This is a genomic window from Ensifer sp. ENS07, assembly GCF_014852185.1.
Classification (GTDB): domain Bacteria; phylum Pseudomonadota; class Alphaproteobacteria; order Rhizobiales; family Rhizobiaceae; genus Ensifer; species Ensifer adhaerens.
On record NZ_JACVBE010000018.1, the window covers coordinates 131,445 to 155,054 of the forward strand.

The 23,610-nt window shown below is 63.6% G+C and carries 22 protein-coding genes; 13 read left to right on the forward strand and 9 right to left on the reverse strand.

The features are described from left to right. Positions 1 to 4: 4 nt before the first annotated feature. The gene (locus IB277_RS34115; RefSeq protein ID WP_192372810.1) at positions 5 to 592 is read right to left on the reverse strand and encodes a YqaA family protein; all 588 of its coding nucleotides are present in this window, start codon (positions 590 to 592) and stop codon (positions 5 to 7) included. A gap of 129 nt (positions 593 to 721) precedes the next feature. Then, complete coding sequence (locus IB277_RS34120) at positions 722 to 1,627, reverse strand: AraC family transcriptional regulator (protein ID WP_192372812.1); 906 nt, start codon at positions 1,625 to 1,627, stop codon at positions 722 to 724. Positions 1,628 to 1,724: 97 nt separating this feature from the next. On the opposite strand from IB277_RS34120, the gene IB277_RS34125 reads away from it, so the two are divergent. Next, positions 1,725 to 2,468: an SDR family oxidoreductase gene (locus IB277_RS34125; RefSeq protein WP_034799642.1), complete on the forward strand. Its 744-nt coding sequence runs from the start codon at positions 1,725 to 1,727 to the stop codon at positions 2,466 to 2,468. A gap of 25 nt (positions 2,469 to 2,493) precedes the next feature. Here IB277_RS34125 and IB277_RS34130 read toward each other — a convergent pair whose 3' ends face one another. The 3 genes from IB277_RS34130 to IB277_RS34140 all read right to left on the reverse strand — a co-directional run bounded on the left by IB277_RS34130 (position 2,494) and on the right by IB277_RS34140 (position 6,522). Beyond that, positions 2,494 to 3,303, reverse strand: a complete 810-nt coding sequence (locus IB277_RS34130; RefSeq protein ID WP_192372820.1) for a phosphate/phosphite/phosphonate ABC transporter substrate-binding protein — start codon at positions 3,301 to 3,303, stop codon at positions 2,494 to 2,496. Between the two features lie 127 nt (positions 3,304 to 3,430). Continuing rightward, positions 3,431 to 5,710 (reverse strand): methyl-accepting chemotaxis protein, encoded by a 2,280-nt coding sequence (locus IB277_RS34135; RefSeq protein WP_089043793.1) that lies wholly within the window; start codon positions 5,708 to 5,710, stop codon positions 3,431 to 3,433. A 164-nt stretch (positions 5,711 to 5,874) separates the two neighbouring features. After that, positions 5,875 to 6,522 (reverse strand): TetR/AcrR family transcriptional regulator, encoded by a 648-nt coding sequence (locus IB277_RS34140; RefSeq protein ID WP_112974761.1) that lies wholly within the window; start codon positions 6,520 to 6,522, stop codon positions 5,875 to 5,877. Positions 6,523 to 6,655: 133 nt separating this feature from the next. Between IB277_RS34140 and ligD the strand changes: the two genes are divergently transcribed. The 6 genes from ligD (at position 6,656) to IB277_RS34170 (ending at position 12,920) form a co-directional block, all read left to right on the forward strand. Further along, complete coding sequence (ligD, locus tag IB277_RS34145; protein ID WP_112974762.1) at positions 6,656 to 9,127, forward strand: DNA ligase D; 2,472 nt, start codon at positions 6,656 to 6,658, stop codon at positions 9,125 to 9,127. 26 nt (positions 9,128 to 9,153) lie between these two features. Continuing rightward, positions 9,154 to 10,038 (forward strand): Ku protein, encoded by an 885-nt coding sequence (locus IB277_RS34150; protein ID WP_034799645.1) that lies wholly within the window; start codon positions 9,154 to 9,156, stop codon positions 10,036 to 10,038. Then, the gene (locus IB277_RS34155) at positions 10,038 to 11,120 is read left to right on the forward strand and encodes a tetratricopeptide repeat protein (protein WP_034799646.1); all 1,083 of its coding nucleotides are present in this window, start codon (positions 10,038 to 10,040) and stop codon (positions 11,118 to 11,120) included. The genes IB277_RS34150 and IB277_RS34155 overlap by 1 nt, the downstream gene beginning before the upstream one ends. 1 nt (position 11,121) lies before the next feature. Further along, positions 11,122 to 11,763: an alpha/beta family hydrolase gene (locus tag IB277_RS34160; protein WP_192372814.1), complete on the forward strand. Its 642-nt coding sequence runs from the start codon at positions 11,122 to 11,124 to the stop codon at positions 11,761 to 11,763. A 13-nt stretch (positions 11,764 to 11,776) separates the two neighbouring features. Then, positions 11,777 to 12,550 carry an exodeoxyribonuclease III gene (gene xth, locus IB277_RS34165; protein ID WP_034799648.1) on the forward strand — a complete coding sequence of 258 codons (774 nt, stop codon included), beginning with the start codon at positions 11,777 to 11,779 and terminating at the stop codon, positions 12,548 to 12,550. A gap of 163 nt (positions 12,551 to 12,713) precedes the next feature. Beyond that, positions 12,714 to 12,920 carry a molybdopterin-binding protein gene (locus tag IB277_RS34170; protein ID WP_034799649.1) on the forward strand — a complete coding sequence of 69 codons (207 nt, stop codon included), beginning with the start codon at positions 12,714 to 12,716 and terminating at the stop codon, positions 12,918 to 12,920. A gap of 58 nt (positions 12,921 to 12,978) precedes the next feature. Here the strand turns inward: IB277_RS34170 and tsaA are convergent, their stop codons facing one another. Genes tsaA through IB277_RS34190 form a run of 4 tightly spaced genes read right to left on the reverse strand, consistent with a single transcriptional unit; the run spans position 12,979 to position 16,364 of the window. After that, positions 12,979 to 13,500 carry a tRNA (N6-threonylcarbamoyladenosine(37)-N6)-methyltransferase TrmO gene (tsaA, locus tag IB277_RS34175; RefSeq protein ID WP_192372816.1) on the reverse strand — a complete coding sequence of 174 codons (522 nt, stop codon included), beginning with the start codon at positions 13,498 to 13,500 and terminating at the stop codon, positions 12,979 to 12,981. Next, positions 13,475 to 14,299: an ABC transporter ATP-binding protein gene (locus IB277_RS34180; RefSeq protein WP_051659500.1), complete on the reverse strand. Its 825-nt coding sequence runs from the start codon at positions 14,297 to 14,299 to the stop codon at positions 13,475 to 13,477. Before IB277_RS34180 ends, tsaA begins: the two co-directional genes overlap by 26 nt. After that, positions 14,296 to 15,303 carry an iron ABC transporter permease gene (locus IB277_RS34185; RefSeq protein ID WP_034799652.1) on the reverse strand — a complete coding sequence of 336 codons (1,008 nt, stop codon included), beginning with the start codon at positions 15,301 to 15,303 and terminating at the stop codon, positions 14,296 to 14,298. Before IB277_RS34185 ends, IB277_RS34180 begins: the two co-directional genes overlap by 4 nt. Before the next feature lie 23 nt (positions 15,304 to 15,326). Beyond that, positions 15,327 to 16,364: an iron ABC transporter substrate-binding protein gene (locus IB277_RS34190; RefSeq protein WP_034799653.1), complete on the reverse strand. Its 1,038-nt coding sequence runs from the start codon at positions 16,362 to 16,364 to the stop codon at positions 15,327 to 15,329. 226 nt (positions 16,365 to 16,590) lie between these two features. On the opposite strand from IB277_RS34190, the gene IB277_RS34195 reads away from it, so the two are divergent. The 6 genes from IB277_RS34195 to IB277_RS34220 all read left to right on the forward strand — a co-directional run bounded on the left by IB277_RS34195 (position 16,591) and on the right by IB277_RS34220 (position 23,444). Then, on the forward strand, positions 16,591 to 18,360 hold the full coding sequence (locus IB277_RS34195; protein WP_034799654.1) for a cytochrome c biogenesis protein DipZ: 1,770 nt from the start codon (positions 16,591 to 16,593) through the stop codon (positions 18,358 to 18,360). A gap of 9 nt (positions 18,361 to 18,369) precedes the next feature. Further along, positions 18,370 to 19,110, forward strand: a complete 741-nt coding sequence (msrA, locus tag IB277_RS34200; RefSeq protein WP_060586269.1) for a peptide-methionine (S)-S-oxide reductase MsrA — start codon at positions 18,370 to 18,372, stop codon at positions 19,108 to 19,110. A 182-nt stretch (positions 19,111 to 19,292) separates the two neighbouring features. Beyond that, positions 19,293 to 19,487 carry a hypothetical protein gene (locus IB277_RS34205; RefSeq protein ID WP_034799659.1) on the forward strand — a complete coding sequence of 65 codons (195 nt, stop codon included), beginning with the start codon at positions 19,293 to 19,295 and terminating at the stop codon, positions 19,485 to 19,487. A 63-nt stretch (positions 19,488 to 19,550) separates the two neighbouring features. After that, a complete protein-coding gene (locus IB277_RS34210; protein ID WP_089043799.1) occupies positions 19,551 to 20,876 on the forward strand; it encodes an acetamidase/formamidase family protein in 1,326 nt (441 codons plus the stop codon). Positions 20,877 to 21,220: 344 nt separating this feature from the next. Then, positions 21,221 to 22,018, forward strand: a complete 798-nt coding sequence (locus IB277_RS34215; RefSeq protein WP_060601325.1) for an SDR family oxidoreductase — start codon at positions 21,221 to 21,223, stop codon at positions 22,016 to 22,018. Positions 22,019 to 22,100: 82 nt separating this feature from the next. Continuing rightward, entirely contained in the window at positions 22,101 to 23,444 is a 1,344-nt protein-coding gene (locus IB277_RS34220) for an epoxide hydrolase family protein (RefSeq protein WP_034799663.1), read from the forward strand. The last annotated feature ends 166 nt before the right edge of the window (positions 23,445 to 23,610 follow it).

Here is a 23,610-nt window from a genome sequence, read left to right on the forward strand (position 1 = left end):
TCCGTCAGGACAGAAAGCGGTGTGCGGCGAAAAGGCAGATCAGGACTGTCGCCGCCGCGCCCGCCAGCGCGCCAAGACGCCTTTCGAGGAAATCCCGGATCTCTTCGCCGAAACGGCGCAGCAGCCAGGCGAGCAGGAAGAATCGCGCGCCGCGGGCAATGATCGCCGAGACGATGAACAGGCCGAGATTGATGTTGGCGGCGCCTGAAAGGATGGTCACGACCTTGATCGGCGGCAGATGCGCCAGGCCCGAGGTGACGAGCAGCAATGCCAGCATCTCACTGTTGACCGAGGCCTTCAGATGCTCGAAGGTGTCGAGCTTGCCGTAGAACTCGAGCAATGGCCTTGCGATGGTGTCGAAGGCATAATGGCCGAGATACCAGCCGGCGATGCCGCCAAGTACCGAGCAGACCGTCGCCACGAGCGCATAGCGCCAGGCCCGTTCCGGGCGCGCCAGCGCCATCGGGATCAAGAGAAGATCGGCCGGAACCGGGAAGATCGAGCTTTCGACAAAGGCAATGATGCCAAGCCAGACAATGGCGGTTTCCCGTGTCGCGAGCGACATTGTCCAATCGTACAGGCGTCGGAGCATGAGGTGCGGTTCTCTGTTGGCCCGGGGTCCGTTTACGGGCCCCAAGGCTCGTCTATAGGCCAGAGAGCAGGGTGTAAATGTGGCTGACTTCTGTATTTGAGACAATTCTCACGAGAAGCCGTGCCGGTATTATTGGGCAGCCGCCATGCGCGCGTAGCGCCCTGGCGGTTGCCCGACATGGCGGCTGAAGGCCGTGCTGAAGGTGCTTGCCGAGCTGTAGCCGACATGTTCGGCGACGGCGGCAAGATCCAGTTCGCGTTGCCGCAGCAGGTCCTTGGCGATCGCCATGCGCCAGACGAGCAGATACTCCATCGGTGGCACGCCGACGGCGCGCGTGAAGCGCTCGAAGAAGACGGAGCGCGACAGTGCGGCCTCGTGCGCCAGCTCCGTCACGGTCCAGGGATGGGCGGGATCGGCGTGGATCTGGCGAATGGCCACCGCCAGCCGCGCATCTCCCAGCCCGCGCAACAGGCCGGGTGCCGCGCTCTCCCCTTCAATTGATCGAAGCGCCTCGACAAGCATCACTTCCACAAGGCGTGCGAGGACCAGGTCGTGGCCCGGGCGTACGTCGCGTGCTTCTTCGCCCACTATGCGGATGAGCGTCGAAAGCCGTTCTATCCCGCGCAGATGCATCAATGCCGGCAGCAGCGAAACGAGCAGTCCGGCGTCGGGCGACTCGAGGACGAAATAGCCGCCGAGCAGGCGCACGTCCGGTTCGCCGTCCTGCCTGCCATGGCGAACTTCGCCGACCGGTGACGGCGCCGCCTTGGGATCGATGAAGGTCGGCTGAACCGGATCGAAGCCCGAGATGGTGAAGCCGGGCGTGCGAGGCAACAACACGAAGTCGCCCGCCTGCAGCGTCACCGGCGCCTCGCCATCGACTGCCAGCCGGCACGATCCCTCGATGGCGGTACAAAAGCTCGGATGACCGAATTCGGAGTAGCGAACCGCCCAGCGGCCGGCACCGCTGATGCCTTTGGTGAACACTGTGCGTGGGCGGAGAAGCTGAATAAGCTGCGAGAGGGGATCGGTCATTTCAGGATGCTAGCAAATAAAATCAGGACTTCAAGCCGTAGAACGTCCGCAGTCCGCGCAGTACTCCGTTTCCATCGCAACCACGAAGGATACCGCTATGAAGACCGTACTGATCACTGGCTGCTCTTCCGGCTACGGGCTGGAGACTGCGCGCCGCTTTCATGCCGAAGGCTGGAGCGTGATTGCCACGATGCGCTCGCCCCGACACGATATTCTGCCGAATTCGAAGCGGCTTCGTTTGCTGGCACTCGATGTCACCGATCCCGACAGCGTCTCAGCCGCCATCGCGGAAAGCGGTCCGATCGATGCGCTCGTCAACAATGCGGGCATCGGCGTGGTGGGTGCCTTCGAGGCAACGCCGATGTCCCATATCCGCAAGGTCTTCGACACCAATACCTTCGGCGTGATGGCGATGACCCAGGCGGTGATCCCGCAGTTCCGTGCTCGCCGGTCCGGCGTCGTCGTCAACGTCACCTCCAGCGTGACGCTTGCTTCCATGCCGCTGGCTGCCGCCTATACCGCCAGCAAGACGGCGATCACTGGCTTCACCGGTTCGCTTGCCCACGAGCTTGCCGCCTTCGATATCCGTGTCAAGCTGGTCGAGCCGGGTTACGCGCCAACCACGCGCTTTGCTCACAACACGACGATGCGGGTCGAGGACCTGATCCCCGAGGCCTATGCCGAATTCGCAGCGCCGATCTTCGCCCAATTTGCAGCACCGTCTCTGGTGACGACCGAGGCCGACGTCGCGGAGGCCGTCTGGCAAGCGGCGAACGATTTGTCCGGCCAGCTCCATTTCCCGGCCGGCGACGATGCGGTGGCGCTGGCACAGGCAGGCTGACGTACCTGAACTCAACTGCGCGTCTTCAGGCGATCTCGGGGTAGCCGAGACGATGCGCGAACCGCGCCAGTTCCGCCACAGGCTCGTAATCGGCATCCGACAGAACCGCGAAGTCTTTTAGGGAAAGCACAGCGCGGGCCTCAGCCAAATTGGGCTCCGTAATCGCCCGTCCGAGTGAACTGCACAGCAGCAAAAGCTCGTCGTCCGAGGCGTCGCCGCGGGTGACGAGAGGCAGGCCCGGCGTGCTGGCAGTGGCGGTCAAGACCCGCAGACCGGCCACGCGTTCCGGATCAAAACGTTGCGTATTGCCATAGGTCACGCAGTCGATGGCGGCCACGTCGGCAGTGCCCGATGCAACCGCATCTATGCTTGCCAAATGGCTGCCGGTTTCGGCAACAGAGGAGAAGAACCGGCCATTGCGGCTGCGGGGCGCGATCGCGGCGCGCAACAGGTTGGTTCCGGAATTGCTGATCGGATCGTTGATGGCAGCCCGTGTCCCCCGGAGATCTTCAAGGGAACGGACCGGTGCGTTTGCTCGCACGATGACGAAGCTGCACATGTCGGGCCCGTCGCAGCCCGGGTGCCCGTAGACCGGCGTAGCGACAAGGCGAACCTTGCCGCGCAAATGCCGCACGTAGGGATAACCGCACGTCTGCGCGAGCAGCAGCGCCGGATGAAGCCAGGCATCGGCATGATGGAGGACGGCGTCCAATCGGTCGGGCACATCCGTCAGGCCCTCGCGCCGCAGGTCGTCGCGCAGGAACGCCCAGAGCGTTGCCGTTGCGGCCGCGAGCGGCTGAGGGCTGACATACATCGCAAGGCTGGCTATCCGCATGATTTCCCCGCGCTCCATGAGCACTCCCGCCATGGCGTAAAATGCGTTCGGCGAAGCGTCAAGGCCGTGGTCGCGGCGCCAAAGCGGTGGCAGCCATGCGTCTGGATGGCGGCGCCGATGTGCGGTGCTAGGCCGTGCGGCGAAGGCCAGCCCGCTCCACCGCGGCCGTTTCAGATCGACGTCCGCTGGATGTCGTGCGGAAGCGCTCGACCAGATCGAACAGGGCGGATGCCTGGCCTGAGAGCCTGTGGGTCATGGCGGTGCTGTCCTCGACCATCGCATTGTTCTGCTGGGTCACGGCGTCCAGCGACAGCATGGTCTGGTTGATGTGCTGCAGGTCGGTTGCCTGGTTGCGCGCGTCGCCCGCGATCTGCAGCGTCTGCTCGTTGATCGCGTGGATCTGACCGGAGATTTCGTCGAGCGCGTCGCCAGCGGCCCTGACGAGAGAAACGCCCTTCGCCACTTCCTCGGCCGACGCGGTGATGATCGCCTTGATCTCCCGGGCGGCCTGCGCCGACTTCTGCGCGAGTTCCCGCACCTCATGGGCAACGACCGCAAAGCCCTTACCCGCTTCGCCGGCACGCGCCGCCTCGACCCCTGCGTTCAGCGCCAGGAGGTTGGTCTGGAAGGCGATATCGTTGATCGTGCCGATGATCTGAGAGATGGCGACCGATCCCTTCTCGATCTGGGCCATGGCGCAGACGGCGTTCATCACCACCTGACCCGAACGATCGGAACTCGCCTTGGCAGCGGCGGCGATCGTGGTTGCGGATGTGGCGTGTTCTGCGGTGCGGCCGATGGTGGCGGTGATTGCGCCGAGCGCCGCGGTCGCTTCCTCCAGCGTCGCCGCCTGATGTTCGGTGCGCTTGGCGAGTTGGCCGATGGCGTCGCGCATCTCGCCGGTTTCGCCGTCGATCTCGGCGCTTCTCGCCTTCACGTCACCGAGCGTGACCGCCAGGCTCTCCAGCGACAGGTTGAAGTCCGAGCGCAGGCGATCGAAGCCGGCGCCGAAGGGGCGGTCGATGCGGGCCGTCAGATCGCCGTGGGACAAGCGTTCGAGCCCCGAGGCCAGCATTTCGACGGCCTCGTTGATCTGGCGCGATACCTCGGCCTGGGTCGTCTCGCGGCCGTGCCGTTCCTCCTCGATCATGGTTCGCGTCTCCGCTGCCTCGGTTTCGAGGCGGGCACGGTCGCGAAGAGCGTCCCGGAAAACAAGGACGGAGCGGGCCATGTCACCGATCTCGTCCTTGCGGGTACCGCCAACACCGCTGATCGTCGTGTCGCCATCGGCGAGCCTGCTCATGTCGCGGACGAGACCGGTAATCGGGTGCGTCAGTCGGCGCGAGTACCAGATGGAGATCGCCAGCGCAGCCGCGAGGACGGCAAGCGCGGTCGCGAGCGTCCAGTTGCGCAAGGCGGTAACCGCGGAAAAGGCCTCCCGCGAGGTCATGACCGCAGCAATGGTCCAGCGCGTGCCGAAAACATCAAGATTGGTGGCCGCCATCTGGGCTTCCTCGCCGCGGAAATCCGCAAGCCTGCTGCTGACGATGCCGTCTTCCGCCGGCTGGTCGGCCACGATCCGGGCGTTCAGCATATCGTTGCCGGGTGTGGCGGCGCTGTCGGCGAGGAAGAACCCGTTACTGTCGAGCAAAATCGTTTCGCCGGTTTCGCCAAGGCCCGTGCGGTTGCCGACGATTTCGCCGATGCGCCCATCCGGCATTTCAAGGATCAGCGTGCCGATCTTGCCGTCAATCGATTCCAGGGGGATGGCGACGAACGCAGCGGGGCTGCCGCCAAGCGGGGCATAGGCTTCGTAGGACGCAAAGGCGAGCTTGCTCTTGTCCGTTCCCTCGGCCGTTTCCCGGAAGACGCGGCCAAGCCCGGTGTCCTTCCAGGCCACGTCCTTGAGGTTGACGCCAAAATCCCCTTTCTTGTTGAGGGCGTATACGACATCGCCGCTGAGATTGGCGAGCAGCACGTCGCGATAGCCGTGGGCTTCGGCGAAGCGCCGGAAGAACGGGTGATAGCGCGCATGCAGCGCGTCGTAGTCGTCGACGCCGGCGGAGCTGTAGAGGGCGCGCTTGTCTTCGGCGTTGGGGTTTTCCGCCAGGTAGCGGCGCTGCAATTCGCTTTCGGTCTTTTCCCCGAACTTGGCGGCTGCGCCATTGAGGTCGGTTAGCGCCTTGGCGACGGACTTCTGTGCTTGCAGATTGCGCAGGTCGTTTTCCACGGTGGTGAGGTAATGGCGTAGCTCGTTGCGGCGGGCATCGGCGAGCGCCTCCAGCTTTTCGATTGCCGCGCGTGACGAGAGATTGCCGCTGACGGTCAGGCTGGCAAGACTGGTGGCAGCAATGGAAAAGGCGGCCAGAGCCGCCGCAGCGAGAGGAAGCTTCGCGGACAAACGCATAACAATCACCGGACGTGCAAGGGGAGGAGGCCATGCCGAAGGCTGGTCGCGACGCCTCATGCGTCCGGCGGAAGGGCTTCCGCGCGGAGAGTTATACTGTCTCACGTTACAGCTTGATGACAGCTGGATGACATCGCCAAAGTTTGCCGTGGAGAGCGACGGCTCTATCTCGGCAAGGCGCCTGTCAGGAAAATGTCGGCGCAGCTTTCTGCTCGCGCCGTGATCGTCGCCTCGTCGATGGTGCCAAGGCAACCCATCATGACGGCGCGTTGCGGCTCCATCGCCATCATGCCGCGCAGCATGCCTGCGGTCAGACGCGGGTCTGCCACCGCGAGCCGGCCGTGGGCCACCTGCGTCCTCAGCCATCGCTCCAAGGTGGCACTTGTCCGCTGGATCGCCTGTTCCCAGAAGGTGGCAGCAACTTCGGGAAAGCGTTCTGCCTCGGCGAGCACCAGGCGGATGATCGCGATCGTGTCGTGCGAGAGCACGAGATGTCCGTAGGCGGCAAGCAGGTGCACCAGGCCACCCCTTACGCCCAGATCTTCCAGGTTCTCTTCATCGGCTTCCAGTACGAACTCGGCGATCCTGAGGGAGATGACGCGCTCGAAGAGATCGGCCTTGGTGGGAAACAGCCGATAGAGCGTCTTGGTGGAAACGCCGGCATTCTGAGCTATGACGTTGATGTTCGCCGCCTCGTAGCCGAGGTCGCAGAATTGCCGTTCGGCGGCGAGGACGATCACCTGGCGCGTCTCGTCGTCCGGTCGGACCTGGGGACGGCCGCGGGAGCGTCGCGGCTTCTGCTTTTCGATCATGGCGGCTTTCCAAATTCATCGAGTTTTTAGGTGAGCCGAGTTGAGAAAGCAATTGTTTTCCGAAATTTCTGTGCCGCGTGTCCTGGCCGTGGCGGATATTGCGACCTTTGCGAACACGTTCTAGCTTTGCTGCATGGCGACGTCGAAACTCACGACCTATCGTGCGAAGCGGGACTTTTCCCGGACGCCGGAGCCTGCCGGAAGAAGTGGCGGGGAGGGCAATCGTTTCGTCGTGCACAAGCACCATGCCACTGCCGATCACTATGATCTCAGATTACAGGTCGGCGACGTGCTGAAAAGCTGGGCGGTCCCCAGGGGGCCGTCGCTCAACCCCGCCGACAAACGGCTGGCTGTCGAGACCGAGGATCATCCGCTCGACTACATCGACTTCGAGGGCGTCATCCCGGAAGGCGAATATGGCGGTGGACCGATGATCGTCTGGGACACCGGCGTCTGGGCACCGATGGACGATATCGAAAAGAGCCTGAGAACCGGCGCGTTCAAGTTCCGTCTAGCCGGCGAGAAGCTCAATGGCGGCTGGATGCTGACGCGGCTGAAGCCGAAACCGGGAGACGACGACACGCGCAACTGGCTGCTGTTCAAAGAGCATGATCCAGCCGCCGATCCTGATGTCGACATTCTGACGGCACGCCCGGAGAGCGTGAAAAGCGGGCGGCGCATCGAAGAGTTGGTCGAGCCGCCAAAGAAGCCGGCTAAAGCGGCGAAGCCGGCCGTCCTCAAGCCTGGTTCGCTGCCGGGCGCTGTGAAAGGTCCGAAGCCGCAGCGGATCGAGCCGCAGCTCGCCAGCCCTATCCCGAAACCGCCCGGGGCCTCACCGGGAGAACAGACTTGGCTGCACGAAATCAAGTTCGATGGCTACCGCACGATGGCGGATCTCTCGGATGGTTCCGTACGGCTGATCACGCGCAGCGGGCTCGACTGGACGAAACGCTACGGCGATCTGCCAGACGCATTCCGAAAGTTGCCTTGTCGGGAAGCGATGATCGATGGCGAGATCGTCGCTCTCGACGACAAGGGCATCAGCCGCTTCTCGCTGTTGCAGGAGGCTCTTTCACCCGGGACCGATGGCAAGCTCGTCTTCTATGCCTTCGACATCCTCCATCTCGACGGCTGGAATCTCACCGAAGTTCCGTTGGAAGAGCGCAAGGGTCTGCTGGCTCAGCTGCTTGAAGGGCAGATATCGAGCCGTTCCGCCATTCAGTTCAGCGATCATGTGGAAGGTGACGGGCGCGGGCTCTACGATCAGGCGGCCGAGCTGGGGCTGGAAGGGATCGTATCAAAGCGTGCCTCCGCACCCTACCGCAGCGGACGCACCCAGACCTGGACCAAGACCAAAGCGCTCAAAAGCGAAGACTTCGTGATCGCAGGCTACACCGTCTCCGAGGCGGCCGAGGGGCTGGCGGCACTGGCGCTCGGGGAGTGGGTGGGCGGCGAGCTGCACTACCGCGGCAAGGTCGGCACCGGCTTCGATGCGGCGACAGCCAAGCAATTACTCGCCCGGCTGCAAGCCTTGCGCGGGGGGGAGACCGCGCTGGACGGTGCGCCCAAGGAAATCCTCTGGGTGCGGCCGGTGCTATCCGCCCGCATCCACTACTCCAACCGCACGACCGACAATGTCTTGCGGCATGCGGTGTTCAAGGGGCTTCGCGATGTCGAGCTTTCGGCCCCGGCGACGGCGCCGCGCAAGCGGCTGATCACGGACGCCGACCTGGCGACGATCCAGGTGACCAACGCCGACCGCCGGGTGTTCGGAAGATCCGGACCGACCAAACTCGACATTGCCGTCTACTATGCGCTCGTCGGCGATTTCATGCTGCCGCATATCCTCGGACGACCGGTGTCGCTTTTCCGCTGCCCGACGGGGAAGCGGGCCGATTGCTTCTTCCAGCGCCATCCCTTCACCGGCATGCCGCCCTCCATCGTCGGCTTCAACGCGACCAATTCCGAGGGCGAGAGCAAGTCCTTCCTCTCGATCGAAGGCACGAAGGGTTATCTGGCGCTCGCTCAGTTCGGCGTGATCGAGCTTCATAGCTGGGGTTCGCGGCGCACGCGCTTGGAGAAGCCCGATCGCGTCGTCTTCGATCTTGATCCCGGCGAGGGGATCTCGTGGCGCGACGTGGTCGAGGCAGCGGTCCATATTCGCGGCGAGCTGGAAGCAATCGGCCTCGTTCCTTTCGTCAAGACGTCTGGCGGCAGCGGCATCCACGTCGTGGTGCCGGTCAAGCCGAAGCTGGACTGGAAGAAGACACACCAGGCAACGAGCGCGATAGCGACGCGGTTGGCGGCGACCGCACCCCAGACCTTTACCACGACCATGGGCAAGGAAAACCGCGTCAAGCGCATCTTCATCGACTTCCACCGCAATGCCCGCAGCCATACGGCGGCCGCTCCCTATTCGCTGCGGGCACGCACCAATCTGCCGGCTTCGGCCCCGCTTCAGTGGGCGGATCTGGAGACTATCGACGCTCCGGAGGATTTGAACTATTCTTCGCTGCCTGGACTTCTGGATACTTTCGGCGATCCCTGGGCGGATATCGACGACTTTGCCAAGGATCTGCCGCTTCTGTCCGAAACGAGGACGTAATGCGTTTGGCCGCGTAGGAGACATCAATGGCGCCCAGGGCAAGTTGGAAAGGTTATCTCAAACTCAGTCTCGTCAGTTGCCCCGTCAGGCTCTATCCGGCGACCAGTTCGAGCGAGCGCATCAGCTTCAACCAGCTGCACAAGGACACCCACAACCGGATCAACATGAAGCCGGTCGATCCGGAACTCGGGCTCGTCGAGCGCTCGGATCTGGTCAAGGGCTACGAATACGAGGACAAGAAGTACATCATCATCGAGGACAGCGATCTCGACAGCGTCAGGATCGAATCCAATCACACGATGAACATCGAGGCCTTCGTCGATGAAGGCTCCGTCGACGTGATCTACCAGGACGCGCCCTATTATCTCGCGCCCGACGGCGCGATGGCCGAGGAAACCTTCGTCGTCCTGCGCGAAGCGCTGAAAAAGAGCGGCAAGGTGGCGATCGCGCGCCTGGTGCTTTCGAGCCGTGAACGCGTCGTGACCATCGGCGCGCGCGAAACCGGAATGTTCGTCTGTACGCTGAGAAACCCGAGCGAAGTGCGCGGAACCGCTGAATATTTCGGCAATGTACCCGTTGGTCATCCGGACCCTGAAATGCTGCAGCTTGCCGAAGCCTTGATCCAGCAGAAGATGACGGTCTTCGACCCGAAGAACTATGAGGATCGTTATGAGATCGCGCTGATGAAGATGATCCGCGAGAAGCTCAAAGGTCATAAGCCGATCATTGCGGCAGCCCCTGAGCGCGGCAATGTCATCAACCTTATGGATGCGCTGAAGGCGAGCCTGTCGCAGTCGAAGCCGCCTGCAAAGAGCAAGCCCAAGGCCGAGCCGGCAGCCAAGCAAACCACCAAGGCGGCAGCGCCAGCCAAGCGGACGGCGGCAAAGCCGGCCGCGAAGAAGAAAGCCTGATGGCTGTTGCAGGCCAGACATTCGGTATCGTCGGGGCGTTGTCGGCCTTCCCGCGCCGGCTTGTGGCGCGCGAGGTCGAGCGCCAGCACGGCCACGTGCGTCGCGGCGTGACGCGCCAGACGACCTATCTGGTGTTCGGCCGCAGCCTGCTTGCCAAATCGAGCGAGGCGGAGATCGAAGCCCGTTTCGATGCCGAACATTCGTCCGGGCGGTGGCTTATCAGCGAGAACGGCTTTCTTCGCCTTTTGGGGTTGATGTCGGTGCCGGCTGCGTCCGCGCTTAGTCGCCAGTCGCTGATCGATCAGGCGAGGCTCTCGCCGCGCATCTTCGACTTGCTCTCCCTGTTCGACGCTTTCGAGCATGGCAGCGAGCCCTACTCGTTCCGCGACCTCATCCTCGCCAGGAAATATGCCGAGCTGATTGCCAGCGGCGCGAGTTGGAGCGCGATCGCCCGGTCCGTTCATCGCTCCGGACCGGTCGCCTCGTTGACGGCGCTTTCGCTGCACCACGGTGGCACCGATGCGATCTATGCCCGCAGCGCCGAGGGCCTGAGCGAGCTGAATGGGCAATTGCTCTTCGATCTCGACACACCCGACGATGCCGCCCTGGAAGATCTCTTCGATCTGGCCGAGGAGGCGGAAGCCAATGGCGACTACCTGGAGGCTGCGGCCTTCTATCAACGCTATCTTGCCATGGACCGGACGGATTCGGTCGCGGCCTTCAACCGCGCCAATTGCCTGAAGGCAGCCGGACGGGAGCTAGATGCGGCCCATGATTACGCCCGCGCCATCAAGCTCGATCCATCCTTCGTCGAGGCCTGGTTCAACCTCGCGGGGCTGATGAACGAACGGGGGCGGATCGACGCCGCGCGCAGGCATCTCGGGAAGGCGATCGAGATCGACGGCGACTATGCCGACGCCGTCTTCAACTTGGCGAAACTCGAATTCGATGCCGGCGATCTCGCGGAGGCGAAGCGTTGGTGGACCCGCTATCTCGAACTCGATAGCGATAGCGAATGGGCGCGAACGGCGGAGCGCGGCGTGCAATATGTCGACCTGCAGAGCCGCCCGAGAACAGGCTGATATGGGCGACAAATTTCTCTTCGACGGACCCGACGATGCCGCGGTCACCATCCTTCTTGCCCATGGCGCCGGCGCGCCGATGGATTCGGCTTCGATGACCGCGACCGCAGGGGCGCTTGCGACGGCAGGCTTTCGCGTTGCACGCTTCGAGTTCGGCTATATGGCGGCAAGGCGCACCGTTGAGGGGCGCAAGCCGCCGCCTCGCGCCGACACGCTCAATCCGGAATATCTCGCCGCCATCGAGGATCTGGACGTCAAAGGCCCAATTATCATCGGCGGCAAGTCGATGGGGGGACGCGTCGCGAGCATGATCGCCGATCCGCTGCATGCGGCCGGCAGGATCACCGGGCTGCTCTGCCTCGGTTATCCCTTCCATCCGCCAGCCAAGCCCGAGCAACTGCGCACCAAGCACCTGGCCGGCCTCAAGACGCCGACGCTGATCTGCCAGGGAACCCGCGACGAATTCGGCACGCGCGAGGAAGTGCAGAACTACGTGCTTTCCGATGCGATCGAAGTCCTGTGGCTCGAGGACGGAGACCATGATCTCAAACCGCGCAAGAGCATTTCCGGCTTTTCGACCGCCGATCATTTAAGGACCTTGGCCGATGCGGTGGCAGCCTGGGCTGCCCGGCTGACACGCTGATCCGATCGCCGGAATGAAGATCGCCACCTTCAATATCAACGGCATCAACAGGCGGCTCGACAACCTGATCGCCTGGCTGGGCGAGGCGGAGCCGGACATCGTCTGTCTGCAAGAGTTGAAGGCGCCCGATCGGCAGTTCCCGCGCTCGGCGATCGAAGCGGCCGGCTACGGCGCCGTGCGGCAGGGACAATCCGCGTGGAACGGTGTCGCGATCCTCGCCCGAGACAGCGAGCCGGTGCTGACCCGTGTCGGGCTCGACGGCGACCCGTCGGATGCCGAGGCGCGCTATATCGAGGCTGCCGTCAGCGGCATCCTGGTCGCCTGTCTCTACGCGCCCAACGGCAACCCACAGCCAGGCCCCAAGTTCGTCTACAAGCTTGCCTGGCACGAGCGTCTGGCCAAACATGCCGCCGAACTCTTCGCCCTAGATCTGCCTGTCGTGCTTGCCGGCGACTACAACATAGTTCCGGAGCCGCGCGACATTTACCCGACAACCTCCTACGACGACAATGCGCTGGTCCAGCCCGAAAGCCGCGCCGCATTCGGCGAACTTCTCGACCAGGGCTGGCTCGATGCGCTGCGCAAGATCCACCCGAAGGACCAGCTTTTCACCTTCTGGGACTATCGCCGGAACCGTTGGCAGCGCAACGCGGGGCTTCGGCTCGATCATATGCTGCTCAGCCGCAAGCTTTCTCGCAAGCTTACCGGTGCCGGCATCGACCGGGAGGTTCGTGGCATGGAGGGTGCGAGCGATCATGCGCCGGTGTGGATCACGCTCCGCGATTGACCTGACAATGCTGCGGGGAGACTGCACGTCCATGCGCGACGGTGATACTGTTTCGCCTCGAACGCCGCTATTCGCAGCCGCGATCCGGGGTAAACCCCGTCCGGCCTAGCGGCTGAATGCGGTGACCGCGACATTCAGCCTGGTCAACACGAAGGAGAACCGCATGAAAATCAGCGCGCGCAACCGCCTCAAGGGCAAGATTGTCGAAGTCATCAAGGGCGCCACCACCGCCCATGTCCGGATCGACGTCGGCGGCTCGATCGTGACTGCAGCGATCACCAACGAGTCGGTCGACGAACTTGGCCTGAAGGTCGGTGGCGAAGCCTATGCGGTCATCAAGGCCTCGGATGTCATGGTCGGCATCGACTGATACGCTTGCGGCAAGGGCGCGTGGATCGACCGTCGCGCCCTGCCAAATCGCGACCGGATCACGCCTTCTGGCAGTAATGCGCTTTGCCGTCGCCGGTCTCGAAGTCGCCGCGTTGCGGCGGCGCAATCGGCTTGAACAGCGTCCGGTCGGGCTTCAGATGGATGAGTGGCGTACCGTCGAGGCAATCAAGGCCGCGCACGAGAAGGCTCGAGCCTTCCACGGCTTCGAGCTTGACGATCGAGGTGCCGATCGGGTTCGGCCGAACCGGCGAGCGCAGTGAAAATGTTCCGTGCACTTCGCCGTTGCTGGCTGGGCTTTGCAACACCAGATCGCGCCGCGAACGGTCGAGCCAGTAGAGGATTTCCAGCCGCTCGAACGCCTCCACGCCTTTCAGCGCCAGGACCCAGGGTTCGAAGATTTCGATACGGCAGACCGGGCCGTCATGCCGACCCTGGCGAGGGGTTTCCATGCGCGAGGTCCAGGGCGTGGAAATGCGGCCGATAAAGACGAGACCGGCGTCGGTTGCCGCGGGCGGTACCACGGCCACCTCGTTCTCACGGATTTCGTTCTGGCGGACCATGGTCAGTTCCTTTCCTTATAGAGGGGGTGGTGAGGCGCGGCGCACAGAGACGGGCGTCGCTGCCGTCGATCGAGCCGATCACCACATCGATGTCGTAGAGTTGTTTGAGAGAGGCGGGCGTCAACACGTCCTTGGGTAAGCCGAGCGCGCTGAGTTTCGAGGCGTGGAGAAGGGCGACGCGGTCCGCGACCAGGAAGGCGTGATCCGGATTGTGCGTCGAAAGCACGACCGAAAGCCCGCGTGCCGCCAGCGCTCGGACATGCGAAAGCACCCGCATCTGGTTGCCATAGTCGAGATTGGCGGTCGGCTCGTCCATGACGAGGATGGCGGGTTCCTGCGTCAGTGCGCGGGCGATCAACGCCATCTGGCGTTCGCCACCGCTGATCTCGGTATAGGGGCGCATGGCAAGGTGGGCCATGCCGAGGCCGCCAAGCGCTTCCATGGCAATCCGACGGTCGCGAGCGCCAGGCGATGAGAACGGCGCGAGGTGAGGGGCTCGCCCCATCAACACCACCTCCAGCACTGTAAACGGGAAAAGTGCCGCATGCGCCTGCGGAACATAGGCGATCTGCCTGGCGCGTTCGCGCCGCGACCAGGCGGAAAGCGGTCGACCGTCCAGGATAATATCGCCGGCCTTGACCGGCAGGAGACCGAGGACGGTCTTGAACAGCGTCGTCTTGCCGGCGCCGTTGGGGCCAAGCAGGGCCAGAACCTCGCCGGACTCAAGCGACAGGGAGGCATTCTCGCCTACCGTGCGTCCGCCATAGCCGAAGGCGAGATTCTTGATGTCCAGCGTCATAGCCAGGCCCTCCGGCCGGAGGCGAGCAGCCACAGGAAGAAGGGCGCGCCAACGGCAGCGGTCAGGATGCCGAGCGGCACTTCGATGAGCGCAATGCTGCGCGCCAGCATGTCGACAACAAGCAGATAGGCAGCACCAGATATCATCGAGGCCGGCAGCAGGCGGCGGAAGTCCGGGCCGACCAGCATGCGCGCAATGTGCGGGATGACGAGGCCGATCCAGCCGATGACGCCGCTGACGGAGACGGCCGCCGCAGTGATCAGCGTTGCCGCCGCGATCAGCAATGCGCGGGTAAGACGCGTGTCGACGCCCAAGGTCTGGGCTTCCTCGTCGCCGAGCGTCATCAGGTTCATGCGCCAGCGAAAAAGCACCAGCGGCACCAGCCCGATCAAAAGCGACGGCAGGATCGAAACGACGTCGAGACGCGTGATCGCAGTGAGGCTGCCGAGCAGCCAATAGGTGATCGCCGGCAACTGGTCATAGGGATCGGCGAGGATCTTGATCAGCGATATGCCGGCACCGACGAGAGCGCCGATGGCGATCCCTGCCAGAACGAGCGTCAGGGCCGGATCGCGTCCGCGGATTGCCATGCCGACGGCATAGACTGCGGCGACGGCGAGCAGCCCGCCTGCGAAGCTGATCGCCTGGATTGCCAGGACCGGCAGCGACAGAAAGATGCCGATGACGGCGCCGAGACTGGCACCGCCGGAAACGCCAAGGATATCCGGCGAGACGAGGGGATTGCGGAAAAGCCCCTGATAGGTGGCGCCGGCTGCGGCAAGTGCTGCGCCGATCAGGATCGCACCCGCCACCCGAGGCAGCCGCACGTTCCAGAGCACGGTTGAAAGAACGGGGTCGCTCGGCTGTCCCGATAGGGCCGCGTGCAGCGCCCCGGCGATCTCCGACGGGCCGGCATATTTGCCGACCGACATCGACACCAGGGCGAGCAGGAGGAGGGGGCCGACGAGGAGCCAGAGATTGCCCTTGCGCCCGTCGGCCAGCATGCCCGATGTTTCCTGCCTCCGGTTCATTTCGAAGCCGGCACCGCCCCCTTCAGGAGCGTGGCCACTTGTTCGTCCGTCAGGTCGACCTGGTAGAACAGCTTGTAGAAATCGCGGGTCTCAGCCTTCAGGTCCCCCTTGAAGCGGTCGGGATAAAACAGCTTCTGCAGCCAGACGACGCCGATCACTCGGTTGATCGCAGGCGGCGAATCGAACCAGCCGTAAGGCAGGGACGGCGCGGTGAAGACTCGACCGGTCGTGATTGCCTTCACGTCGGCCCAGAGCGGGTCCTTCTTTGCCGAGGCTGCGAACTTTCCGCTTGCCGCGATGATGACGTCCGGGTTCCAGGAGAGAATCTGTTCGAGCGACACCTGGGTCAGGCTGCCCTTGCCGGCTGCCGCCGCGACGTTTTCGGCGCCGACGGCTTCCAGGATCTCGACATTGATCGAGCCGGAAAGCCCCGTTTCCAGCCCTTCCGGGCCGCGGCCATAATAGACGCGCGGCCTTTGATCGGCCGGTATCATGGCGAGACTGTCGTTCAGATCCTTGATCCGCTGGTCGGCATAGGTTGCGAGCGTTTCGGCGCGTGCGGCCGCGCCAAGCAGCGCGCCGACGTCGCGCAGCGTCTTGCCGCTATCAGCGAAGCGTCCATCGATCAGCACGTAGGGAATGCCGGTCTGCGCCTGCACCTTGTCGGCCAGCGAGCGGTAGGTGTCGTTGACGGTTCCAACGTCGAGGATGATGTCCGGCTTGGCGGCAAGCACCGCCTCGACGTTGGCGCTGCCGCCCTTGCCCGTGAGTTGGCCATAGGTCGGCAGGTCGCGGACCGACGGTAGCAGGTACGCCTTTTGCTCCTCCGTCGGCTCGCGCACCCAGCCGGCGAGCTTGTCCGGCGCCAGAACATAGGTGAGCACCGAGGCCGGCGGGCCGGCAGCAAGTACGCGGGTGATGGTATCGGGAACCTCAACCGTCCGCCCTGCGGCATCGGTGATCGTACGCGCCTCGGCGGCGCCTGAGGCAAGGCCGAGCACGGCTGAGAAGATTATCGCAAGAGATTTCAACATGAAGGCCACGATAGCGAGAGGGATCGGTCAGGCCGCACTATGGCATGTCGTTATATTTCATGGAATATATTGATTGCGCGATTTGCGATGTTTGGGGAGCCACCCTGATGCACTGAGATACAAATCCGCTCCTGTCGGAAACATCCGCGATACGTCGCGATGGTCCTCTGCCGCACGTGACAAGCGATCTGTGCCTCGGGCATTGATCCCATGCGGAGAGACGGTGATGATCCTCTTTGTTGTAGCCTATCTTGCCGGCGTGCTGACGATCGTCAGCCCGTGCATCCTGCCGGTGCTGCCATTCGTGTTTGCCCGCGCCGGCCAACCCTTTTCCACCAGCATTCTTCCGATGCTGCTCGCCAAGATCGTGACCTTTGCGGGTATCGCCTCGCTTGCAGCCCTAGGCGGCAACTGGGCGGTGCAGGCGAACGCCTATGGCCGCTACGCGGCGATCGCGATGCTCGCAGTCTTCGGCGTGACGCTGCTCTCGACGCGGGCTGCCGCCTTTGTGACCGGTCCGCTCGTGGAACTCGGCAACCGATTGTCGAGAAAGGCTGCGACCGGGGAGAAGGGCAGCATCGGCGGCTCGATCCTCCTTGGCGTTGCGACCGGATTGCTCTGGGCGCCCTGCGCCGGACCGGTGCTCGGTCTGGTGCTGACCGGGGCGGCGCTGAACGGCGCGAATGCGCAGACCACGCTGCTGCTTGTGGCCTATGCGGCCGGTGCTGCGACCTCGCTGGCGCTCGCCGTCCTGGCCGGTGCCAGAGTATTCGCGGCGATGAAGCGCTTCCTCGGCCTTGGCGACCGCATCCGCCAGGGTCTCGGCGTCGCGGTGCTCGCCGGTGTTGGCGCGATCGCACTGGGGCTCGACACCGGTCTTTTGGCGCAGCTTTCCTATGCCAGCACGTCGGGCGTCGAACAGTCGATCCTCGATCGCCTGCGCAGCGGTGCTTCGCCCGTGGACGTCGCAAGCACCCGCATGACCCTTGCCGCAAAGGATACGCGACAGGCGGCCTATCGCAGCGACCTTCCGGTGGAAGGGCAATTTCCGTCGCTCGACGGCGCGGTTCAGTGGCTGAATTCGAAGCCGCTGACGCCGGCCGAGCTTCGCGGCAAGGTCATTCTCGTCGATTTCTGGACCTATTCCTGCATCAACTGCATCCGCACCATCCCTTACGTTCGGGCCTGGGCGGAGAAGTACCGGGACCAAGGTTTGGTCGTCATTGGCGTGCACGCCCCCGAATTCGCCTTCGAAAAGCAGATCGGCAACGTCGAGAAGGCGGTGCGCGATTTCAAGATCACCTATCCGGTGGCGATCGACAACAACTTCGCCATCTGGCGCGCCTTCTCCAACAGCTACTGGCCGGCCCACTACTTCATCGATGCAGAGGGGCAGATCCGCTACACCCATTTCGGCGAGGGCGACTATGAAGGGTCCGAGCGGGTGATCCAGGATCTGCTGGCGGAAGCCGCCGGCAAGAAGAAGGCCGAAGACGATCTGGTGAAGCCGAATGCTGGGGGTGCCGAGGCCTCGCCGGACCTGGCACGCCTCGGATCCGGCGAGACCTATGTCGGTTATGCGCGTGCCGCAAACTTCGTCTCGCCCGAGGGCGTCTCGGCCAATACGTCCGCGCGGTACACGGTCGGCAACCCGGGGCTCAATGAATGGGGGCTGACCGGCAACTGGACGGTCGGCGCCGAAGAGGCACGCCTCAACGAGGCCGGCGGCGGCATCACCTACCGGTTCCGCGCGCGGGACCTGCACCTGGTGCTCGGCCCTGGCGCCGGCGGCAGGCCGGTCCCGTTTCAGATAACCATCGATGGGGTGGCGCCGGGCGCGGACCATGGCGCGGATATCGATGCGGCCGGCAAAGGTACCGTTACGGCGACCCGCCTTTATCAACTCGTCCGCCAGTCCGGAGCAGCCCGGGAGCGGACCTTCGAGATCCGCTTTCTCGCACCCGGCGCAGAAGCCTTCGTTTTCACCTTTGGATGAGAGTTTGCCATGAGCGACAATGAAAAACGGCGCGGGCGCACCTGGTCCGCCTTCACGCGACGCCTTCTCGTCGCCGCAACCATGGTCGGTGGCGGATTGATCTTCGTTCTCAACGGGCCGCCGTCGGCGGCACAGGAGACCAGGCCTGTGCCGATGGCGCTCCACGATATCGCGCCGACGGACGGCCGCCAGACGGCGGTCTTTGCCGGCGGTTGCTTCTGGGGCGTGCAGGCGGTGTTCCAGCACGTGGCCGGCGTCGCGAGTGTCACGTCAGGATACGCGGGCGGCAGCGCCGCGACGGCGACCTACGAAAAGACGGAGACCGGCGCCACAGGGCATGCCGAAGCGGTGGAGATCACGTTCGACCCGAAGCAGGTGAGCTACGGCAAGCTGCTCGAGATCTACTTCTCCGTCGCTCATGATCCGACGCAGCTTGGTGGGCAGGGACCCGATAGCGGACCGCAATATCGATCGGCGATTTTTCCGCGCGATGAAAAGCAGGCGAAGGTTGCCACCGACTATATCGCGCAACTGGATGCGAGCGGCGTTTTCAGCCGCCCGATTGCGACGACCATCGAGGACGGCAAGACCTTTTACCCGGCCGAGGCGTATCACCAGGATTACGTCTACAACAATCCCGGCCAGCCCTATGTGGTCATCTACGAGAAACCGAAGATCGGCGCGCTGCATCGTCTGTTTCCGGGCCTCTATCGGCAGAAGCCGGTGCTTGTGTCAGACAGCGCTTCTTAGCTGACGAGGTGCCGTGAGGCCTCCCGAAGGGGCGCGCCGGTTCGGGCCTTTACACAAGGATACAGTTTCGCGGCCTGCTGCACGCACCCGCGATACGTCCAAGAGACACTCTGGCCGCGAGCACGTTTCGAGCCTTCGGCGACGAAACGCCGCTGCTGACATCAATAACGGAAGGAGCCATCATGCGTATCTTCGCGACAGTTTTCGCCATCGCCGCGCTCGCGGCGGCACCATGCGCCTGGGATAGCGACCCGAGAGAACCCTCGCTTCTTGCCGCACTCGTCTCCGGATCCGGATCCGCAACGGTTGCTGAGAAGGGAGCAGGATTGCTGCAAGGGGCGCCGCACGAGGAGCTTGCCGATCCGTTCTTCGACTGACGATAGTACCGCCGAGACGGGCGGCCCGAACCTTTGATGCCAATCAACCTGGAGGAAAGTGACATGCTGGAGAAAACGAGAGAGCGCCAGACGACCGGGGCTCGGACAGTATTTGTCAACGAGTTGACCAACGGGATACTCGACCCCGCCGAGCCGATGCTGGGGCCTGTCGCCGATGGCGGTGTCATCATCGCGAACACGGCGCCCGGATGTTGGGGGCCGATGATCACGCCGGAGATCCGCGGCGGACATGAGGTGACGCGCCCTGTGGCGGTCGCGGGCGCTGAAGTCGGCGACGCCGTTGCCATTCGGATCCGATCGCTGATCGTCACGTCCGCGGCGACGGCCTCGGGCAACGACGAGGTGGTGGCTGGTCGCTTCAACGGTGATCCCTTCTGCGCGGCCGTTTGCCCGGGCTGCGGCACGGAATGGCCGCGCACGCGCGTGGAGGGCACCGGCCAGACTGCGATCCGCTGCGAGAAGTGCGGCGCGGACGCGACGCCCTTTATCTTCACCAACGGCTACACGATCGCCTTCGACGATGAGCGCCAGGTGGGGCTGACCGTCGGCAAAGCGACTGCCGAGACCTTTGCCACGGATGCGGAACGGCTGCTGGCCCTGCCGGACGGCTCGATCCAGCATCCGATCCTGACCTTCGCGCCAGCGGACCTCATCGGTGTTGCCACAAGGCTTCGGCCATTCCTCGGCCAATTGGGCACGACGCCGTCGAAGGCGATGCCGGACTCGCACAATGCCGGCGATTTCGGCCAGTTTCTGACCGACGCACCACATGCTTATTCCCTGACCGCGGACGAACTCGTCCAGCATAAGACTGACGGCCACATGGACGTGAATACCGTGCGGGAAGGCGCGATCCTGATCTGCCCGGTCAAGGTACCGGGTGGTGGCATCTATATGGGGGACATGCATGCCCTGCAGGGCGACGGCGAAATTGCCGGCCATACCTGCGACGTCGCCGGCACGGTGACGCTGGAGGTCCATGTCATCAAGGGGCTCAATATCGACGGGCCGATCCTTCTGCCGGTGCTGGAAGATGTACCGTTCCTTGCACGTCCGCTTGACGAGGCGGAACGAACGCGGGTGGCGGCACTTGCCCGCAAGCACGGTGTCCGAGAGGTCGAAGCTGACGCCCCGGTCACCTTCATCGGCACGGGCGCGAACCTCAACGATGCGACCACGAACGGGCTGGAGCGGGCGGCGGACCTGCTCGGTCTCAGCGTTCCCGAAGTGATGAACCGGGCAACGATCGCAGGTGCAATCGAGATCGGCCGCCATCCGGGCGTGGCGCGGGTAACGTTTCGTGCCCCGCTCAACCTGCTCGACGCAAAGGGCATCGGCGCGTTCGCGCGCAGTCTCTACAATCTCTGAGCCTCCTGTATTTTCAAGGACCTGTATTTTCAAGGAGTTGCTTGCAGACGATAGCGGGGCCGACGTCATGTCGGCCCCGTTTCGCTTTCTGACGCTAAGGCGCAGCGGCAGAAGTCCCAGGGCATTTCGTATCGGTTTGCCGCCGTCCGCGGCCGTTCAAACATTGCGATACACAGACGCCGCTTCCGAACACATCGCGGATACACAGCACACGCATGGTCACGGCGAAATTTGGTTCGCGTCCGCCCAGGCGGGCTATGTCCTGAAAAGACGGAATTACGACATTTGAGACGCGATCTTTCGGCCGTACCATCGAGGCTCCAACCCAAGCAAAGGAGCTTGAAATGAGCAAATCAAAAGGCACTGCACTGATCACCGGTGCTTCGTCCGGTATCGGCGCGATCTATGCTGACCGCCTGGCACATCGCGGATATGACCTCATTCTCGTCGCGCGCAACCGCGTACGCCTCGACGATCTAGCCCGCCGGCTGGCGGACGAAACCGGCCGCGCCATCGAAGTCGTCGCCGCGGACCTCGGCAACAGGGATGATGTCAGGCGGGTCGAGAAGATCCTCGAAAGCGATGCGAGCATCACGATGCTGGTCAACAATGCCGGGGTCGGCGCGACGGCGCCGCTGCTCGCCTCCGATGTCGACAAGATGGACGAGATGATCACGCTCAACGTCAGCGCGCTGACGCGGCTGACCTATGCGGTGGCACCCGGATTTGCGGCGCGCAGCACTGGCACGATCATCAACATCGCCTCGATCGTCGGCGTGGCGCCGGAAGTTCTGAACGGCGTCTATGGCGGCACCAAGGCCTTCGTCCTGGCCTTCACCCTGTCGTTACAAAAGGAACTTGCCGAGAAGAATATCCGCATCCAGGCCGTGTTGCCGGGTGCGACCGCCACCGATTTCTGGGGCATTGCCGGCACCCCCATCGAACACGTGCCGAGCGAGATCGTCATGCGCGCCGAGGACATGGTGGACGCGGCACTTGCCGGCCTCGACCAGGGCGAAGTGATCACTATCCCAGCGCTGCCGGATGCCGCTGACTGGGCAGCCTATGAGGCCGCACGGCAGAAGCTGATGCCGAACCTTTCCAGGAAAACGCCGGCCGCTCGCTACCGTATCGGGAGCTAGCGCCCGCTCACCTTCCGGCAACCTCCCAACCCGGACTTTCGAGGCGGTTCCTCGCCTCGCCAATCGAACCAGGAGAATGATGATGTTCAGACGTTCCATGCCCATTGTCCAAAACCGCCGACTGGCCGCCTTGGCATTGTCGGGCGCGATCGCGATCCTGCTTCCTCCGCTCGCCGCTCAAGCGGCGGGCGTCTCCGCCGGCGGCGACGTCCAAATCACGTCGGCTGCCAAACCGGCCACGGACGAATCCATCCGCCCTTTCCAATTCCACGCCAGTGATGCCGCACTTGCCGACCTCAAGCAGCGCATCGCGGCGACCAAGTGGCCGGATCGCGAACTGGTGGCGGACGGCACCCAGGGCGTGCGGCTTGCCACCATGCAGAAGCTCGCCGACTATTGGGCAACAAACTACGATTGGCGCCGCGTGGAGAAGACACTCAACGACCTGCCGCAGTTCGTGACCAACATCGACGGCGTTGACATCCACTTCATTCACGTGCGCTCCAAGCATAAGAACGCGATGCCACTCATCGTCACCCACGGCTGGCCGGGCTCGATCATCGAGCAGTTGAAGATCATCGATCCCCTGACCAATCCGAACGCGCATGGAGGCACGGAAGCCGATGCTTTCGACGTGGTCATCCCCTCGCTTCCCGGCTACGGCTTCTCCGGCAAACCGACGGAGCGCGGCTGGGACCCTGTCCGGATCGCGCGCGCCTGGGCAGTGCTGATGCAGCGTCTCGGCTATTCCCATTACGTCGCGCAGGGTGGCGACTGGGGCGACGCTGTTACCGAGCAGATGGCGCTGCAGCAGCCGGCGGGCTTGCTCGGGATCCACACCAACATGCCGGCGACCGTGCCTGACGAGATCCAGAAGAGCCTCGATGCCGGCCAGCCGGCACCAGCGAACCTTTCGGCCGACGAGCGCCGCGCCTATGAGCAGCTCGACTTCTTCTACCGGAACGGGCTGTCCTATGCGCAGGAGATGAGCAAACGTCCGCAAACGCTTTATGCGATTGAGGATTCGCCGATCGGGCTTGCGAGCTGGATGCTCGACCACGATGCCCGCAGCTACGAGTTGATCGCCCGCGTCTTCGATGGCAAGCCGGAAGGGCTGACGCGCGATGACGTGCTCGACAATGTCACGCTCTACTGGCTGACCAATACCGCCGTGTCGTCGGCACGGCTCTATTGGGAAAACAAGCTTGCCTTCTTCCAGCCGAAGGGCGTGCAGATCCCGGTGGCCGTCAGCGCCTTCCCGGACGAGCTTTATCAGGCACCAAAATCCTGGGCGGAGAAGGCATTCCCCAAGCTCATCCATTATAATCGTCTCGCCAAGGGCGGGCACTTTGCAGCCTGGGAACAGCCGCAAGCCCTAGTCGACGAGTTGAGGGCTTCATTCAAGTCACTGCGTCAACCGAGCTGACAGGAAGAGGCGTGCGAAAGCGCGCCCCACCGTCGCAACAAAGGAGGTGGCATGAAAGAGACCGCGTCCGCTGAGAGAACGGATCACTGAGATGGCGATGATGATTGAGGGACAGCCACGCTTCCGGCCTTTCGGCTTATCCTGTTGGGGTTTTGGAGATCTCAAC